19 protein-coding genes are annotated in these 16,364 nt (G+C 54.0%); all 19 read right to left on the bottom strand.

Features of this window, described 5'->3' with window-relative positions; all coding sequences use genetic code 11:
* A partial coding sequence (locus INF61_RS22955) for a phage tail protein (RefSeq protein WP_227413525.1) occupies positions 1–826 on the bottom strand: 826 nt, incomplete at its 3' end.
* 58 nt (positions 827–884) lie between these two features.
* Positions 885–1,118 (bottom strand): hypothetical protein, encoded by a 234-nt coding sequence (locus INF61_RS20545; RefSeq protein WP_017382566.1) that lies wholly within the window; start codon positions 1,116–1,118, stop codon positions 885–887.
* Between the two features lie 107 nt (positions 1,119–1,225).
* Complete coding sequence (locus INF61_RS20540) at positions 1,226–1,897, bottom strand: hypothetical protein (protein WP_045892418.1); 672 nt, start codon at positions 1,895–1,897, stop codon at positions 1,226–1,228.
* Positions 1,898–2,212 carry a hypothetical protein gene (locus INF61_RS20535; RefSeq protein ID WP_193548080.1) on the bottom strand — a complete coding sequence of 105 codons (315 nt, stop codon included), beginning with the start codon at positions 2,210–2,212 and terminating at the stop codon, positions 1,898–1,900.
* 44 nt (positions 2,213–2,256) lie between these two features.
* On the bottom strand, positions 2,257–5,832 hold the full coding sequence (locus INF61_RS20530; protein ID WP_193548079.1) for a phage tail protein: 3,576 nt from the start codon (positions 5,830–5,832) through the stop codon (positions 2,257–2,259).
* Between the two features lie 55 nt (positions 5,833–5,887).
* Positions 5,888–6,484 carry a tail assembly protein gene (locus tag INF61_RS20525; protein WP_045621127.1) on the bottom strand — a complete coding sequence of 199 codons (597 nt, stop codon included), beginning with the start codon at positions 6,482–6,484 and terminating at the stop codon, positions 5,888–5,890.
* The gene (locus INF61_RS20520; protein WP_181522206.1) at positions 6,472–7,203 is read right to left on the bottom strand and encodes a C40 family peptidase; all 732 of its coding nucleotides are present in this window, start codon (positions 7,201–7,203) and stop codon (positions 6,472–6,474) included. Before INF61_RS20520 ends, INF61_RS20525 begins: the two co-directional genes overlap by 13 nt.
* Before the next feature lie 12 nt (positions 7,204–7,215).
* Entirely contained in the window at positions 7,216–7,986 is a 771-nt protein-coding gene (locus tag INF61_RS20515; RefSeq protein ID WP_022651621.1) for a phage minor tail protein L, read from the bottom strand.
* The gene (locus INF61_RS20510) at positions 7,986–8,336 is read right to left on the bottom strand and encodes a phage tail protein (protein ID WP_022651622.1); all 351 of its coding nucleotides are present in this window, start codon (positions 8,334–8,336) and stop codon (positions 7,986–7,988) included. Before INF61_RS20510 ends, INF61_RS20515 begins: the two co-directional genes overlap by 1 nt.
* Positions 8,337–8,421: 85 nt before the next feature.
* On the bottom strand, positions 8,422–8,808 hold the full coding sequence (locus INF61_RS20505; RefSeq protein ID WP_127341916.1) for a hypothetical protein: 387 nt from the start codon (positions 8,806–8,808) through the stop codon (positions 8,422–8,424).
* A 56-nt stretch (positions 8,809–8,864) separates the two neighbouring features.
* Positions 8,865–11,939, bottom strand: a complete 3,075-nt coding sequence (locus INF61_RS20500) for a phage tail tape measure protein (RefSeq protein ID WP_193548078.1) — start codon at positions 11,937–11,939, stop codon at positions 8,865–8,867.
* The gene (locus INF61_RS20495; RefSeq protein WP_045626282.1) at positions 11,939–12,226 is read right to left on the bottom strand and encodes a DUF1799 domain-containing protein; all 288 of its coding nucleotides are present in this window, start codon (positions 12,224–12,226) and stop codon (positions 11,939–11,941) included. The genes INF61_RS20500 and INF61_RS20495 overlap by 1 nt, the downstream gene beginning before the upstream one ends.
* Before the next feature lie 17 nt (positions 12,227–12,243).
* Positions 12,244–12,582 (bottom strand): phage tail assembly chaperone, encoded by a 339-nt coding sequence (locus INF61_RS20490; RefSeq protein ID WP_193548077.1) that lies wholly within the window; start codon positions 12,580–12,582, stop codon positions 12,244–12,246.
* An 89-nt stretch (positions 12,583–12,671) separates the two neighbouring features.
* The gene (locus INF61_RS20485) at positions 12,672–13,292 is read right to left on the bottom strand and encodes a hypothetical protein (protein WP_193548076.1); all 621 of its coding nucleotides are present in this window, start codon (positions 13,290–13,292) and stop codon (positions 12,672–12,674) included.
* Positions 13,293–13,363: 71 nt separating this feature from the next.
* Positions 13,364–14,296: a phage tail tube protein gene (locus INF61_RS20480; protein WP_058674855.1), complete on the bottom strand. Its 933-nt coding sequence runs from the start codon at positions 14,294–14,296 to the stop codon at positions 13,364–13,366.
* A gap of 46 nt (positions 14,297–14,342) precedes the next feature.
* Positions 14,343–14,789 (bottom strand): phage tail terminator-like protein, encoded by a 447-nt coding sequence (locus INF61_RS20475; RefSeq protein ID WP_193548075.1) that lies wholly within the window; start codon positions 14,787–14,789, stop codon positions 14,343–14,345.
* Entirely contained in the window at positions 14,779–15,378 is a 600-nt protein-coding gene (locus INF61_RS20470) for a hypothetical protein (RefSeq protein ID WP_193548074.1), read from the bottom strand. Before INF61_RS20470 ends, INF61_RS20475 begins: the two co-directional genes overlap by 11 nt.
* A gap of 2 nt (positions 15,379–15,380) precedes the next feature.
* Complete coding sequence (locus INF61_RS20465; protein WP_193548073.1) at positions 15,381–15,734, bottom strand: hypothetical protein; 354 nt, start codon at positions 15,732–15,734, stop codon at positions 15,381–15,383.
* Position 15,735: 1 nt separating this feature from the next.
* Entirely contained in the window at positions 15,736–16,218 is a 483-nt protein-coding gene (locus INF61_RS20460; RefSeq protein WP_193548072.1) for a DnaT-like ssDNA-binding protein, read from the bottom strand.
* Between the last annotated feature and the right edge of the window lie 146 nt (positions 16,219–16,364).

The raw sequence follows: 16,364 nt of genomic DNA, 5'->3' as shown, positions 1-16,364 counted from the left end.
CCGCTTTAAGAGTTCCATCACTGGCTTTAGTGGTGTTGGCTGTTGAGTAATTTTCATACCAGCTTGTGTAGGTTCCACCTTCCAGTGCGCGAAGATAAGAACGCCCGCCTCTGAATGCAACCTGTGTGTTATAAGCGGATGACTGTGTGGAGTGGGTTACTGTAAAACCAAAAACAACACCGGTAATGGGTCCGCTACCTTGCCCAGTCCAGAAACATGTTTTCCCGGCAAACGTATTGATGTTTTCAGACCCTGTTCCGATACTGTTGCCTCCAATACCAGAAGAACCTACCGTAACTACGTTTTCACGAGACTCGCCAGTATTAAGAGTGGCTACGTTTCCCAAACCGAGGTTTGTGCGAGCGTCAGCGGCATTCGTTGCCCCGGTCCCGCCGTCCGAAATTCCAACCGCCCCATTGCTCCCTTTCTGGACCATTTTGCCGATCGCCGGAATGGTTACACGAGCGCCGTTGATGGTGACGGTGATGTTCTGGTTTGCTGAGGTAGTGGCGAACGTCTCCCACGCGCCAATGTTCTCGTCATACTCGTTGATGAGCTGAGACATGCTCTGCGCCAGGCCGTCGACCGAGAGGCTATCAGTAACAAGAATGCCGTACTTCTGGCCGCTCAACGCCGGAGACGCGGCAGGCGTAACCGTCAGTGACGTCGCACTGTTGATGGACGTGATCTGAAACATCTGTACCGGGTTAGAAAGAACAAACAACGTCTGGCCAACCCGAATCTGGCTGGCCGGTGCCGTCCAGTTCGTGCCGGTGCCGGTGGCGGTGTTTCCATTAATGGCGATGGTGCCAGTGTTATAAAGCATATTTTCTCCAGGCAATAAAAAACCCCGCCGGAGCGGGGTTTGTTCAAAACTGAATGGGTTAGTGGCAGGTAGTGCTGGTGAACGTGTTGGCGCTCACCCATGACCAGTTAAAGGGATAACCGGCGCGGTACTGCGTCTGATTATTTTGCTTGCGGACTCCGTAGATCTGGACGCTGCTTTCCTGTCCGCCAACCAGGGCTGTTCCGGTGCATACAGGTTGCTGCTTCTCAATAACGCCAGCGCAACCGGAGAGCAATACCGCTACCGCCAGGCAAAGAATCATATTTTTCATACTTGTTATATCCCAGGGCATTCATGAAGCTACACAATAACAATATGAATCAATGGGATACAATTGATTTGGTAGATCAATTATTCGAAATTGATCGTTCAAAACGATCAATCATAGTTGGCGCAGTTAATGGCCATAATCACGTTCCTCAGATTCGAATACGCGACGTTTTGAAGGTTGCCGCCGGGGGTTGTCTGCGGTCTGGCGAATATCCGCGTATTGCTTCCCTCAAGTTTTGCCATGCTCTTGTATATGGCCATGTATGGCTGCGGCTGACCGCCAGCCGATATAACCCCGGTAATTAGCCCCAGCATGGCAGGCATACAGGCCCACTTCCCCGCCAGAGTTGTATTGATGTTGTATCCTGAGCTGGCATCCACCCCGGCGGTACCGAGGGTGACAACATCGCTCAGCGTGCGCGTTTCGTTTGTTAAAATCAGCGTCCCTGATGCATCCCACACGGCCAGCCCGTAGTCTGGCTTTGTCTGCGGGAAAATAGAGAAAAAATAAACGTACGCTGTGCCGGTTGCATTCGGTCTGAGAAAATCAATCGTGATGGTGTTCCCGCTTATCGTCTGAGTGATTTCGACCTCAACCGTGCAATGAACGAAGGCGACAACAGGCTGACCTGCGGGGAATGTGTGCGTCACTTTGGTATTGAACCCCGATGTTCCCTGAAGTGCCGCTGTCTTTCGCGCCTGAAGAGCGATTGGCGAGCTGTTCGCGGTCACCCATACTTCCCCGCTCGTGGTCGTCAGTAAAACGCCATACTCCGCCATTTATGCCCTCTCGATCTGGAAAATGAGATAAGCCGCTGCCGCAGGCTCAGTCCCTGCTGAGTAGTCGGTATCGCCTACTGCTGACACTGTTGCTGCTCCCCCCGAAATGGTGATCTTCCTCCGACTCGTACCAAACTGATCGCCGTTCATGCTCTGAAAATAGGTCAGCCTGCAACCCGGTGGAAGCGCTACGGTGTAAGAGCCTGTTTTCTGGTTCTGGGCCAGTTGGAGATAGCCACAAATGCTGACAGGCTTAACGCCATAGTTATTTACATTGCCTGAGGCGTCCCATGTCTGAACACCATATTCCGCCATCCAGTCCTCCTGAAAAAAAAAGAGGCCCCGTAAGAGGCCTCCCGTTACCATGTTCCCGTGATTCTCCCGATCTGCACCCTCAACACATTCCTGGAGTCCCGCACGCTGATTGTCTGGTTTGTCTGTTTCATGGACCCCTCACCAGCTGTCGAACCGTAGTTCTCAAACGTACCGCCCTTATCCAGCCTCCACCCGACTGAGCCAGCAACATAGTTATTGGACTGGATGTAGTTGCCGATCTTGGCGTTGCTGATGGTGCCATCACCTATCAGCGCGTCTCTGATGAACACCTGCCCGTTCTGAATAACGAACGGAAGCGTAACGGTCGCTCCGGCCTGGTGAGTAACGGCGAAGCGGTCAGCCAGGAAGATAACCTGCGACTGCATGCCGGACGGCGTATTCTCCACGCCGATCCCCATCCCTGCCGCGTAATACTGACCATTGCTGGATAACCCGACCTTGATACTGTACATCGCCTTCAGGTCCCCGTTGACGTTCGCAATGGCCTGCGCGTTGGTGGTGATCGCTGAAGTATGCCCGTTGACGGTTGCCGTGATGCTGTTTACCTGCGTGGCCATAGCCTGCTGGTAATCGGAGAACGTCTGGTTCAGGCTGTTGATGGATGCCTTGTTGCCGTTCACGTCAGTCTGCAAACTCAGCAGCGAACGCGCCGTTGCCTCCTTCTCGTTGACGATAACCTCATCAATGCGGTCCAGCTGCGCGCTGTTACCGGCGACGGATGCAGAAAGCGTTTTGCGCGCCGCCACCTGCGCCAGATTGCCCTGAATAATCGCGATGGCGGAGTTCTTCACTCCCCCAGCCATGCCGTCCATAGACACGCTGATGTTATCGATGCGCTGGCCCAGCGCGGTATCGGCCGTCGCCACTGTCTGCTCAAGCTCGTTCAGAGAAGAAGACACATCTCCGACCTTGCTCGACAGGTTTGTAACGTTGGTCTGAACCTTCCCGATATCCTGGGCGTTTTTGGCGATTTCCTGCGCCTGTTGCGCCAGTTCGTCGTTGGCCTGTTTGATATCGTCAGCCATGCCAGCAATTTTTTCATTGCTGTCCACCGCGTTCTCGATCAGGTCTTTGAACGTATCGGAGCCTTTCATGTCCTCCAGGATTGCATCGGTGATATCGGATACATCGATGCTGGCCTGCCCGCGCACCCAGTCGGTCCATCCGCTCTGATTCCCGATCCTGTCGACAAGCCGCGCCTGGTACCAGAATTCCTGCCCCGCCTTCAGCCCCATCTGCTGATAAAGTTTCTGCGGATACGGTACAGATGCCAAAAGCATCGGATTCGAACCGTCAGCGGCAATGCTGTATTGCAGTTCAGTGCTCAGGGTGTCGCCGGTATTAGCCGGGAATCCCCAGGTGACGTTGATTCCGAATACGACGTCTTCGGAGGCCTTAAGCCCGACAGGTTTGGGTACCTCACCCGCGCGTCCCTTCAGGTGTGTAAGCGTGGAAGTTGCCCAGAGACTCGATGCACCGCCGGAGTTGATCGCGCGTACACGGACCAGATAATCACCCGCGAAGATGCCAGGCACTTCGATATTGCGAAGACCGGTCTCCGGTACGTTAACCCACTCATTGTCGCCGCGCTTCCACTGCACCCGATAGGCTATGACATCCGCCTGTGGTTTGCCGTTCTTGTCGACCGGCGCATCCCAGGATGCCGTCAGGGTAGCCACTCGCTGCCCCTGGCGCACTGCGTCATAGCTCGCTACCACGATATTGGTCGGCTGGTTGACGAGGCCGGTTGGTATCAGACTAATTGGCGGCGTGTCCAGGCGGGCATTGTTATCGACCGCATCATATTTTGATGCATTATATTCGGCCCCGGTGATTGTGAAGGTGTTTTCTTCATCATCAAATTTCAGGTTCGTAACGCGGAAGTATTGCAGGCGCAACTGCCCGGCATCGATGACGAATACAGCGTTGGGTAACGGCTCTGCCGTGAAAGGCGTGGCGACCACCAGCTGCGTGCCGTTTACGGCCTGGATCACCCTGCTTTCAACGGTACCGCCCCGTGTGCGGATCATCAGTGTGTCACCCGCAACGGCACTGGTTCCCCGATCGGTTGTCACAGCCTTCAACCCGGCGTTATATCCGGTTATACGCCCGCCATAAACACGCCCTGAAAGGCGTTCGTCAGCAAATGCAAACACGGTACCCGGCACGTAGACATAGCCATCAAGCCCGGTCTGTAGCGTAATAATCCGGTCGAGTGAGTTGGAATACACCGCCCACCCGCCACGGCGCTGTGCTTCGCTCTCGCGCGTACAGCCGATTGCGGTGATCTGCGTCTGCTTAAACTTGAACTGCTTAACCAGGTCCGGGAACATCACCGCTGTTGTGCGGTCCTGATAGTGATTGTCAGGGTCGCTGAAGTTAATCAGCGCGCTGGAGAAGCGGGTCTTTTCACTGCCGCTCGAGTAAACCGGTTTGCCCACCACCGAAGCGCGGGTAAGGATTTGCAGCTTCGACGTATCCGCCGGCATGTCCGAGACAACATTGAACATATTGTTGCCCCAGAACGTCATACCATTGAACCCTGCGGCGATGTCTTTGATTACCTGCCACGCATCAGCCTGCGACTGGATGTAGACATCAAACATGAAGCGCGGCTCGGTACCGTCGCCACCCTTCCCGTCAGGTACTTTCTGATCGCAACGCTGGGCAATACGGTAAAGCTCCCACTTATCCAGCATCTGCGCCGTGACGCGTCGGCCAAGTCCGAAACGCGGCTCAGTGAGCACATCGAACCAGATCCATGCTGGGTTATTCGTCCAGCCCCACTTAAACGTCCCGTCCCATGTGCCGCTATAGGTTCGGGCTATCGGATCGTAATTCGAAGGGATGCGGATAATACGCCCCTTAGGTTTACAGGAAACCTTCGGGATATTGTTGAACGATTTGGCGTTGAACGACACATACAGCAGCGCCGTATGGGGATAACGCAGGCGCGCATCAATCACCTCAGTGATTGCCTGTACCTGCGTTTTATTCTGCAACATCTGGCTGGTGCTGTCGTCGGTGTCGCGTACCACACGAATCTGCCAGCCTGTACTGGCTTTCGGAAGATTAATGCGATGGGTCAGTTCATAGAGAGAACTGAGTTTCTCTGTCACGGTTCTTGTCATGACCGTAGAGAACGCACCACCATCTACAGCAAGATCGATATGGTACTTTACGGTAGTGCCGACAATATCCCCGTCGTTTTCCTGCTGCTGCAAACCCGGAATACCAATGCGAACGAGCACAGCGTCAATCTGGGTGTTGCTCAGCGCGCGCGTCCAGGGCGTGGCTTTTGTCAGCGATACGCCAACCGTAGTTTCGTTCTCCACTGCGGGAAAACCCGGAATCGGCGTCTGGGTCTGTGTTCCCGGCCGAAATTCCCAGGAAACGTTTTCAAAGTTCATCGTTCCGTCGGCGTTTCCCAGGGGCGTACCGTCCAGGAAAATGCTGGTCGCATCCAGACCACCAGCAAACTCACCTTCCCCGAGCGCCAGCAGCATGCGGCAGCGCGCCATTGACTGCGCCGAATCAGGTTGTTCTACAGGTGTGTGCTGCTTCTGGCTGCCACCCTTTGCACCAGTGATCGCTTCCATAATACATCCATAAAAAAAGCACCCGACTGGGTGCTTGATATTCAGAAAGGAGTTATCAGATGTCTTCGGCGACTATGCCAGCGCTGATGATGGCGCCGCCAATCTCGCGGACGCCATAGAGAAGCGCGACCGGGTTTCCCATTGCTGTGGTATTAACCGCACCGCCAAAGGCGTAGCTTGGTTTATTGTCAGCATCCTGGCGCATCTGCAAACCGCTTGGTTGTGGAGATAGCATCTGGTAGACGCCACCGGCCATGGAGCTGACGCCGCCAGCAATTAGCCCACCAGCCATAGTCGCCCCAATTACACCCCAACCAGCCGGACCCAGGGCGAGTCCTGCAACCACCATCACGGCGCCGAGGATGGTCTGAAACAATCCGGCTTTTTTCGAACCTTCGATAATCGGCGCAATGCGGATATCACTGTTTCCTGTCAGCTCCTGGAAGTCCTGAGTGCTGATATTTCTTTTCCCGCGGAACACAGCGAAGGTCATGCCGTTTTTTTTGGCATTCATCAGATAGTCTTCCAGCCCGTCGAAATTGATGCACAGGGCTTTTACCGCTTCGGCAGATGTCTGCACTGCCAGTTTATGCACGCGCCCGAACCGGGCGCCCAGTGCGCCATACAGACGAATAGTGGTTAAACGCGCCATGGATTTATCTCCTGCGGCAGGTCTTTGTGACGAACGCAGATCATCGTGCGGTCTTTGAAATAGCCTCGGGCATACGGGGTAATACATGAAGGCTGGCCGTAAAGGTGATGGAGCAGTTCACCTTCTTCAGTGATGATGCCCGCATGGTTCCACTTATCGGAATCAACCTGCATGATGACCATACAGCCTGGTGCCGGATCGCACTCGACGAACCCTTCCCGCTCCCAGTTATCAAAATAGAGGTTGTCCGGGTACTGGCTTTCCCACCATGGGTAATCGACGCGAAAATCGTTCAGCGTGACGCCCTGGATGGCATGCCAGTCCATAATCAGCCCCCAGCAGTCATTCGAGCCCAGGATAAACGGACGCCCAATAAGCGGCACCGCCTCCGGCATTATCTCGGCGTATTCATCGCTGTCAGGCGCGTAAATACCCCAGATCACGCCGGAGTTGTTGCACTGCTGGCGGTCCAGATCGGACGGAATAGGCCGGGCACCGTCGCCCGGGTGGGAGTGGATGACGCGAATAATCGTCCCGATATCTTCGGCGTTAGCCCAGTGCTCACCGTCGATGCGAAAATGCTCTGTCGGATTTTCGTGCGTATTCGGCACGGGAATGTAGCGCTGGCGACGGCCAGACTGAATAACGAAGCCACAGCACTCACGCGGGGATTCATCCAGTGCATGCGCCCGGATAGCTGCCATTATGGTTTTATTCATTGGTACGTCCGGTTATCGGATAAAGAGAACGGTTGCCGGGAAGCCACCAAAATCGAGGATTGCCGCGTCAGGGTCTGCCAGGCCAGCGCCAAATCGTTTGCGGCAGTCACTGAGGCAACCGCCACATACATCAAGGGCAGGGTCTGATACCGGATTCCCTTTCGCGTCGAAATACGCAGTGCCGTTATAGGTGCATCCATCGCCGCTACGATACTGACCGCGCAGCGCCCATTCACAAAGCGATGTGATCTGTCGGGTGGGGATCACAAGGCTCTGCAAATCGGCCGGGCTGCTGAGTGCCCAGGTAACCACCTCATCATCTTCGGAGGTTTTGGTGTCAAGCCAGAAGGTCTGAAGTGTGAACATTGACGAATCAGCTGTAGGGTTTACGCCACCAGGGTAATTTACGGCATCGAGATAGACCGCATAGGTATCGATAATGCTCACTTTGGCGTTAACCATGTCCTTAAATTGCAGGCACAGCGCAGTGATATGGCCGTCAAGGTTTGAGACACTGAGGGTGGGCTCCGCCGCCTGGTCTGTTGATAGCTCCAGGCCTGAAACCTGAAATGGCCAAAAATCGTAGGTATTGCCACCGAAGACGATTGGCTTGGGTCCGAGCTTTTGTTCATCTCCATTGGCAACATCGATCTCTTCGGGTGTATGGGGGAAAGGTGCGTAGTGGAATCGGTGGATCCCGCCACTGAACTCTGAGGCGTCAACTTCAACCAGGCGGACCCTGCCACCCGGCGCCAGCATCGCCGCCTGATCGACTAACGCCATTATGCGTACACTCCGTAAGCCCGTTTGATGGTGAACGTCAACTCAGCAACTTTGCTGCTGATCTGCGTTTTACGAACGGAATCGGCTACGACGCGGTAAAGTCCCTTCTCTTCGCCTGGCGGCGTAATGATGAAAGCTTTCACGGTATGAGCGAGGAGAAAATCACGAATCCTGTCCACTTCCGACTCGTTGCCCGTGTGCTTCATAGGGACCTGAATAGCCGTGGAGTTAATACCGTTATCGGCTACTTGCTCATAGCCATCGCCGAACTGCGCCGCGCGAACTGCCTGGCTATATTCAATCGCGCCAGCACCGAGCTGAGAGCGCCAGCTATATGTTTCAACTGCCATATTTACTCCATAAAAAAAGCCCCGCATGTGCGAGGCTTAATATTGGTTGAAAGCATGGGAGGGAAAGATATCAAACCATTTTGGTTTAACTTCCATTCATTTCTACAAGCCGGTAATCAGTCTTCCCATCCTTGTCTTCAATACATTCAGCCCTGAATTTCTGCTCAAGACCAAATTTATTTTTGGCGCTAAACTCCTGCGTGGCGTAAAACTTACCGTCATCACCGAGCCATCTGTTCGAGCCAAACACCGACATGTCCAGGGTGCTTTTGTTAATGACTGACATCCTTACGTAAGCTTCACACGCGCTTCTCAACTCATCCAGCTTCTTATCAGATAACGCTTTGGCTTCCTCAGCTTTCAATTCGTCATCAGTTTTCAGACTAAGTCTCGCTGCCACAAGGACAACAACTAAAAGTAAAATGAGCAAACCAATGGTTTTGAGTATCTTCTTAAAGATTTTTTTTAACACAATCATCCCCTGATTTTTATGGTTTTCATCATATTAACCAGGGGACGACGTAAACACTACCTGCCTTTACTGAAGTTGTAGATCATGCCTCCAGGCTTAAGGTGCTTCTGGATAACCTGCAACGCAGCGTTCTGCATTTCATCAGCAAGGGCACGGCCCATAGCATCACCTGAGCTGGAAGACTGAACAGTTGCAGAACCACCAGCATCAACGTTAACGGTGGTATTAATAACCGGAGCCATACCGCCACTGCCCTGGGCGCGTACGCCCAACCGCCCGGCAGAATCCCGAGTAAGTGGCATGATTGCTTCAGCGCCGGCCTCTGCGAATACACCGCCCTTCGCAAACTTGGACGCCCCCTGGAAAGTAAAATACTGGGGTGAGTCGTATACCCCATTAACGTACTTACTGAGCCCTGGCGAATCATAAACACCGCCTTTAGCGTTAAAAGTTAGGCCAGCGGCAGCGTTCGCGTAAGATCCCCCTGGTGTGCTCCCGCCTTTACTGCCACCGCTTATCCAGCCCATCGCGGCCTGTACTGTATAGGCCACTATAAGTTGGTTGGTTATCTCGAGGATCATCTTGAGCATAGATTTGCCGAACTCTTTAACTGACGCGGTGCCAGTTGTCATAAGCTCAGTCAGCATGTTGCCCAGGCCGGTCAGCGTGGAACTGGCAACGTTTTTAACGGCGTCGTAAGTGTTCGTGGCCGCATCCAGATATTCATTCCATCCACTTACCGCACCTGCTTTCCAGTCGCCCCGTAATTTGTCCTCTTCAGCGTAATATTTTCTGAGAGCTGCCAGTTCTTTTTTATAACCGGCATCGTCAAGCTTACCGCCACCGTTGAGCCAGCCCTGGCGAAGCTGCGCCTCTTCCATCATGCGCTGCGTTTGCCGACTGCTGAGGCCTGCACTGTCGCGCAATGCATCGGTTTTTTCCGACATCTGCGTGACGTATTTATTCGCCTGCTGCGCTAGGCCGTTAATCTTCTGCTGCGCCTCTACTTCTTTGTTCTTCTGATCAACCACCTTGGCGGCGTTCAGAATCGCCTCACGGCTCGACAGTAAAGATTTTTCCTGAGCAGTCAGCGCGCGGGTTTTGGCTGCCTCATCCAATTCAGCAAATCGAGATTGCTGTTTACTGAACTCGGTATTTTTAGCGTGGGTTTCGCCAGTTTGTCGGAGGATCTCGAGAGTTTCAGTTAACGTTCTGGCCTGGGCGCGGTAGTTCTCCAGGGTGCGATCGCCAGCTTCCAGCGTGGCTTTCGCCTCTTTGGTCTTTTTGGCTGAGTCCTCAGCAAGCTTTGAAACGGCATCCTTAGTTTGCCGATCAACTGAGCCTGTGCCTTTTACACCCCCGCCAAGACCATTCTTCGCTTCCTCCTCCCATTGCCACTGGGATTTACTGAGATTAGCAATGTGCTTGTTGTACTCAGCGGTAAGCTGAGTATATTCCTTGCTTGCTGCCTCTCTGTTCTTGGCAACGCTCTCAGCGAGCCCATCAAACCCCATGGATTTGATGAGAGTTTCCCCGCCCGGAAGTTTGTTAGCAATATCCGTGAACCCGGTGATCATCCCCCCCATAATTTCAAGGGAGACCTCTTTCATCTTGACGAAAAGGGCTTCAAACGAAGTGCTCAATAACTTGAACACCTCGATAACCTGATTGCCCCAAGCCCGCACAGTAATTCCGATCTGGCCGAAAGAGTCAGAGGCGAATGCTTTTAGCCCAGTCCATGCTTTGCCAATATTGTCCGTTGCCTCAATAGTCTCCTGTGCGCGTTTTTCCATGACGCCAGCAAACAGGTTAATGGCTTCGGTAACAGCCGCCTGCTCACCCTTCTGCTTACGAAGCTGGATGATGTGCTTAATCATGGCCTCATCAACGAAACCATATTGCTCATTGAGGCTGGCCAGCCCCTTAACCGGGTCGCTGACAATTTTTCCGAAGTCGGCCATTGCCGTTTTGGTATCGTTTCCGGCCTTACCCATGAGGGTGATGGCCGTTGCGATCTGCTTCATCTGGCTGGCGGTATATTTGCCAGTATCGTTCAGTGTAACCAGCGTATCGACGGTGGAACTGATCGATGTATTCGTCTTGCCGGCCACCTCCTCAGCGGCTTCGTTGAGCTGCTGCATTGAAGCGAAGCCAGCACCTCCCATCATGATGACCGAGCGAGCTACCTGGTCGAATTGCTCTGATGAATTGTATGCCGCGGCAGCCAGCAGGCCGATCGTACCAATCAGACCACCAAGTGCGATCGTGGTTGGGTTAATCATACCAGCCATACCGCGGATGTATTCGCCGACACCGGACAGCGCCCCCTGAACCGATCCGAACTGGTCTTTAATCTGCCCGCCCTGTTGCAGTAGGATCAGGAACGGAGACTGGCCGCCAGCCAGCTGCGTAGCGATATCGGTGAACTGTGCCGGAAGCGTACGCATCGCTGCGCTGTACTGCCCAACGGAGATTCCAGCGCGCCGGGCAGCAGCTTCCTGCCGGGATAGCGCCTCTGGCAGTACATCGGCGACACCAGAGAGGCGCTCACGCGTCTGGTTAAGGATTGTGTTGAAGTGCTCGAACTGCGCGCCGTTAATGCGCCCTGCTTCAAAATGGGCCACCAGCTGTGCGTGCTGTTCATCCAGTGAGTTGAACGCACGGATTGTCGGGTCGATGGAACCCAGCAGGTTCTTTAACGCTGCGGACTGCTTCTCTGCCGCCTGGGTAGCGGCTAATTCGGCCTGAGCGCGCGCCGCTGCCTCGCCGGTGTCGGTCAGCTTGAGGCGGGTGTCATCCAGGATTTTGTTGTAAGCCTGGAAGGTATCGGTATCCAGGAAACCTTTGGCCTGAAAGTTTCGTAGTGCCGCCTGCTGCTCATCAAGGCGGTTAAGCGCCTTGTTTACCGGGTCGATATTCTCAAGCAGGCCTTTCAGGGCAGCCTGCTGCTCCTTAATGCCTTCGCTGCCCTGCTTCGCAGACTCAGCACCAGCGCGGAACACGCTATTCAGATCATCTGCTTTATCTACAGCACCGGCCGCCGCCTGGCCGAGTTTATCCAGTTCGTTGCTGGCTGTTTTCAGGTCAGAAACATCGGCCCGCAAAGTAATCGAGGCGATCTGGTCTGTCATTATTTCGTCTCCTTGTGCATTACCTTGAGAGCCTCGCTTTCCATAATTTGAAGGTCAGCCATGCAGGCCGCCGCATCCTCAACCCCGTGTAACTCGAACATCCAGGGGAGAACGTTGTAATCCAGTCCAGTGGCCCCGCTCGCGCCGACGCGCCACTGGGTTGCCAGGGCAGAGAAGATGGTGAAAGACTTCCACACAGAGGGCAGGATCCCCACCTCTTCCTCCACGTCCTCAGGCGTCAAACCAAAAGCGCTCAGCTCCGCGAGCGTCGGTCCCGGCGTATACAACGCTGCGGCGACCTGCCTCAGTTTTTTTCGCGAATCCCCATCAGCTCTTTGGTGTACGCCATGCCGATGCTGTCAAAAGCACGCGGATAGTTTTGCAGGAGGACAATAACGTTTTCGCGGTTGAACTCGTCCGGCAGAGCCCATCCTTCGACAATTTCCATGAGGTAGTCAGCTTGCGGCTCGATAACAGCCTTTTTACCTTCCGCAGCCTTTTGCATCTTCGAATCCATGGCACGCAACTCTTCGAGTGTTTTATGGCGGAAAGTGAACGTCAGTTTGCCGTCTTCGTCGCCAGCGCGTGGGATACTGGCGGTAACAGAAAAGGTTGGGTTTGGGATCAGGGAGAATTGGGTCATTTCGATTCCTTAAAAATGAAAAACCCGCCGGAGCGGGTCTTAAATTGGATAATGGTAATTGTACAACTAGCATAAAAGCCAACCTGCAATTAGTGGCTCTCAGCCTCTGAGATCTGTTGGTAGCTACTTGTTATTTTGTCCATCAAAGATTTTTCGATTTCAAATGTGAAGCTTTCTCCAGTTGTAACACTGACAACGCATCTAAAATCTTTGGGGTTGGCATTTTGTTCTTTTAAACCCAATGCTATTTTTTCAATCCATTCAGAGCCACCATCAATATCTATCCAAAAAGTTGCCTGTTCTCCATAATCTAATTTTTGAGGCAGCTGCATTGATAATGGTGAGTGGAACGGCTGATAAAACGTAATATCTTTTTTGAATGTCCAATTTATAGCTGTAACTTTTACGGTATAAAGCGCAAGATTTGTAATAACAATCATCACCCCTTTCTTTTGATAGGGTCCTTGCCACGTTACACCAACATTTATACGGCAACTGATATGTGCCTTAGGCTTTTTTAGACCCAGATGCAAAGATACACACACTGCCAAAAAGGTCGCTATTCCAGCAACCCATGTACCTATCATTGACCAAAATGCCCAACTAGCAGCATCCTGAGCGGCCTTTAGAGTGGCCAACGCCATCACTTTCTCATCCATAAAAACCTCACTTTTTTGGATGAGTATATTCGAAACCACTTTAACAGGCACACCGCGGATACCTGCTGGAACACCTTTGTACGGAGGTATAAAAATAAGCCCGGCGTACCGGGCCTGATTGGTTAGCTGATCGTGACAGTACACGCAGCCGAGGTGATGGTTTTGCCCGCGGCGTCGGTGACTTCACAGGTGTAAACGCCAGCATCACCGGATGCGACAGACGAAATGTTGAACGTCGATGCGGTTTTGCCCGGAATAGCGGTGCTGCCTTTCTTCCAAACGTAGGTGTAAGGTGCTGAGCCGCCCTTCATTACCACCGCCAGATCCAGCGCTGTGCCTGTGGCAACCGATTTGGTGGCCGGCAGGTCGGTCAGGAACGCCAGCGGCGTAACGGATGAATCGGCGATCGGGTAAATCTGCATGTCAGATTCGAAGTTCATGCGCGCCTCGTTACTTTCCACGGCGTTGATTTCCGTGCGCGGTACGCGCTGGAACGATACTTTGGCTGAGTAGAAACGATCAGCTTTGCCGCGTGGGTTATGGAACCAGACCGCGGTGGTGTCGCTGGAGTCATCCAGGTCAATGAGGCGTTTGTAGATCGCCAGTTGAGGGTCGTGTGCAAAGGTGTAAACCTGAACCACCGCGTTTTTAAACGTTGGGATGGTTCGCGCTTTGTCATCTTCCAGGAACTGCACGCTGATGGTCTGCTGGTCACCACCTTCAGTTGATAGTGTCATCACCTGAGGCATGGTGATCCATGAGTCGATTTTGCGCAGCGTGCCCGCGCCAGTGCCTGCCGGGAATTTGGTGGTGTCGGTAGTATCGAATGCTTCCAGCACGATTTTATTACTGGTCACCGATTTGACGCGCAGCACCATGTTATCGAGCTTTAACCAGCCGGAACTCACCTGAACTACGTCACCGGCCAGAATGCCGGAGGCCGATGCAACGGTCAGTTCGCATTCCGTCGCGTTAGAGGCAGCGGTAAAGGTGATTGGGGCTTGATAGGCCTTGGCCACGTTCACACGCGAGCCGTTAGGGATTGCGAATGCCATAGCACTCTCCTGAATTTAGCTAATAAAAAACCCGCCATCTGGCGGGTCAGTAGTCAGCGCGGTACTGCATGCTGACGGGAATGGTGTAGGTTATGGAGCCACTGGACCCGTTGGGCGCCGAGGTTGGCCGGTCCTGGATGGGTTGTCTCACCTGCGGCGGCCCGTTGATGTAAACCGTCAGATTACCGTCCACCAGCGGCAGTCCTTCAGGGAATGCATCTGCCACCGACTGGGCCAGCCCTCTTGCCTGGCTCACGCCTGAGCCTGCGGGAGTAATGATGTTTAGCTGCAATATCCCCTGATAGGTACGCATCACACCTTCTATGTCCTGACCTACAGTTTGTGCAGGTAAAACATAAACACGGGCGTATGGCGCATCCGGTGGATCGAATACGATATTCGGCCAGGCGATCGGCAAGCCGAGAGAAGCCGAGATTATGGCTACCCGGCTCTCCAGCAGGTCAGCTATTCGCATGGACTGATCACCGACCATTGCGTACCTCGCTCATTGCCTCCCGGAAATATTGCGCAGCATCCAGTGCGGTCAGTCCGACCATGCCGCCGGGCGCCTGATTCGAATGACCATTCTCCAGCGCCTGGGCATATGGCAGGTTATTGGTAAAGTAAATCGAGTTCACCTGCCCCACCCGGAACACTTCAAGCACCGCCAGCCCGCGGGAGTTGGAACCCTGCCCAGAAGCATCTGGGGTATCGTTCGTCTCTGTAGGCTGGCTGTCGAGCCCCACATACCAGTTATTTTTGAATCGCCCCCCGACATAACCCTCTGGCTTTTTGATGTCCATCGAATCGTTGACACGCAGGCCTCGCCTGAGCCGCCCTGATTTTGTAAGGTTGGCCGGATCATCACGTAGCGCCGCGTTATGCTCTCTCACCGCGGTGTTATAGGCTGATGCCGTCTGGTTTACCTGCCAGATTTCTGGCTGCCCGACAGGTGACATGTCCACCAACCGCCCGAGGATTTTGATACCCGTCCGGCGGACCGCCTCCTCAATCTCCTGCTTTGAACCATCGACGAACAACTGAATGGCAGCCAGGAACGGCTGATTTGCAGAACTGGTCATAATCAGGTCCTCAGCTGGATGTTGTAGGAGATCAGCACATCTGCGGGCTTAACCGGATTCGGCTGAACCACGCGCCACTTTTTTCCGTCGATATCAATGAGGTCGCCAATGCGCACTTCCGTTTCAAACGTGGCCGCCAATTTTTTATCGCCCGTAGCAATCAGTGAACCGTCGATTTCACGCGTGGAGTATTCGGTGATAACGCCGGTAACGGTCGCTGTAATAGGCTCGGTGATAACCTCTTTCCCGTACTGATCGCGGTTGGTGGTTCCGCCGCGAGTCAGTTGGTAGGCTTTGCCGTTCTCCGTCAGTAGCCGCGTTGCCGTGGCGCGCATGCGGCGATAGTCGATTGCCATGCTACCCCCTTTCGATCCGGACCTGGTTGCCGCCCACCACAAGCCCGCGCAGCGAGGAATAGAACCAGGGGAATGATGGAGTGGCCTTATTCGTTCCCGGCTCGTACTGCACAGAGACGGCCCCCTGTACGCTCTCAGCTATGACCGCGCCGCCACCGGAGACCGACGGCGTGAGGTCAATCTCCTGCGACTCGATAGCCAGGCGGCATTGGGCATCAATCAGGCGCTGTGGAATAGCATCATCCGCCAGGTCCACACCATCGAAGCGTACGCCGGAGCGCGGCCAGGATAGAGGCTGAGATGCGCTGGAGCGCTGACCACGCCAGGTCCTTCCTTCCAGAAAGTCCATCGCCTGCATCAGCATCTGGCTGCATTCGCCATCTTCGGCAGGTATGGTGTATCCGCGCGCGGCGGCAAAGACCCGCAGGTCGGACACGCTGGCGTAGCTGTTAAAGTCCGGCGAATGGGGATCGGCAACCAGCATGGTTATTCCTCCAGACGCCAGTCCAGCGCCAGCCAGTTATCCACTTCAGCAGGGTGAACATCAGCGCGCAGCGGACCGCCGGGGAACTCTGGGATATCACGCACCATGACCACCAGCTCAATACCTGGCTGTTCCTGCTGCTGTTC

The sequence above is a fragment of the Enterobacter cloacae complex sp. P18RS genome (assembly GCF_014982105.1).
Taxonomy (GTDB): domain Bacteria; phylum Pseudomonadota; class Gammaproteobacteria; order Enterobacterales; family Enterobacteriaceae; genus Enterobacter; species Enterobacter hormaechei_C.
The sequence above is the reverse complement of the archived record's forward strand: the minus strand, read 5'-3'. Positions and strand labels throughout refer to the sequence as shown.

Bases quoted from the DNA above. Each gene is read 5' to 3' on its own strand.
- INF61_RS20515 (WP_022651621.1), bottom strand. From the start codon at position 7,986: ATGGCGTTAGTCGATCAGGCGGCGATGCTGGCGCCGGGTGGCAGGGTC.
- INF61_RS20460 (WP_193548072.1), bottom strand. From the start codon at position 16,218: ATGCTGGTTGCCGATCCCCATTCGCCGGACTTTAACAGCTACGCCAGC.
- INF61_RS20530 (WP_193548079.1), bottom strand. From the start codon at position 5,832: ATGGAAGCGATCACTGGTGCAAAGGGTGGCAGCCAGAAGCAGCACACA.
- INF61_RS20525 (WP_045621127.1), bottom strand. From the start codon at position 6,484: ATGGCGCGTTTAACCACTATTCGTCTGTATGGCGCACTGGGCGCCCGG.
- INF61_RS20500 (WP_193548078.1), bottom strand. From the start codon at position 11,939: ATGACAGACCAGATCGCCTCGATTACTTTGCGGGCCGATGTTTCTGAC.
- INF61_RS20470 (WP_193548074.1), bottom strand. From the start codon at position 15,378: ATGACCAGTTCTGCAAATCAGCCGTTCCTGGCTGCCATTCAGTTGTTC.
- INF61_RS20490 (WP_193548077.1), bottom strand. From the start codon at position 12,582: ATGACCCAATTCTCCCTGATCCCAAACCCAACCTTTTCTGTTACCGCC.
- INF61_RS20520 (WP_181522206.1), bottom strand. From the start codon at position 7,203: ATGAATAAAACCATAATGGCAGCTATCCGGGCGCATGCACTGGATGAA.
- INF61_RS20510 (WP_022651622.1), bottom strand. From the start codon at position 8,336: ATGGCAGTTGAAACATATAGCTGGCGCTCTCAGCTCGGTGCTGGCGCG.
- INF61_RS20535 (WP_193548080.1), bottom strand. From the start codon at position 2,212: ATGGCGGAATATGGTGTTCAGACATGGGACGCCTCAGGCAATGTAAAT.
- INF61_RS20545 (WP_017382566.1), bottom strand. From the start codon at position 1,118: ATGAAAAATATGATTCTTTGCCTGGCGGTAGCGGTATTGCTCTCCGGT.
- INF61_RS20475 (WP_193548075.1), bottom strand. From the start codon at position 14,789: ATGGTCGGTGATCAGTCCATGCGAATAGCTGACCTGCTGGAGAGCCGG.
- INF61_RS20480 (WP_058674855.1), bottom strand. From the start codon at position 14,296: ATGGCATTCGCAATCCCTAACGGCTCGCGTGTGAACGTGGCCAAGGCC.
- INF61_RS20465 (WP_193548073.1), bottom strand. From the start codon at position 15,734: ATGGCAATCGACTATCGCCGCATGCGCGCCACGGCAACGCGGCTACTG.
- INF61_RS20540 (WP_045892418.1), bottom strand. From the start codon at position 1,897: ATGGCGGAGTATGGCGTTTTACTGACGACCACGAGCGGGGAAGTATGG.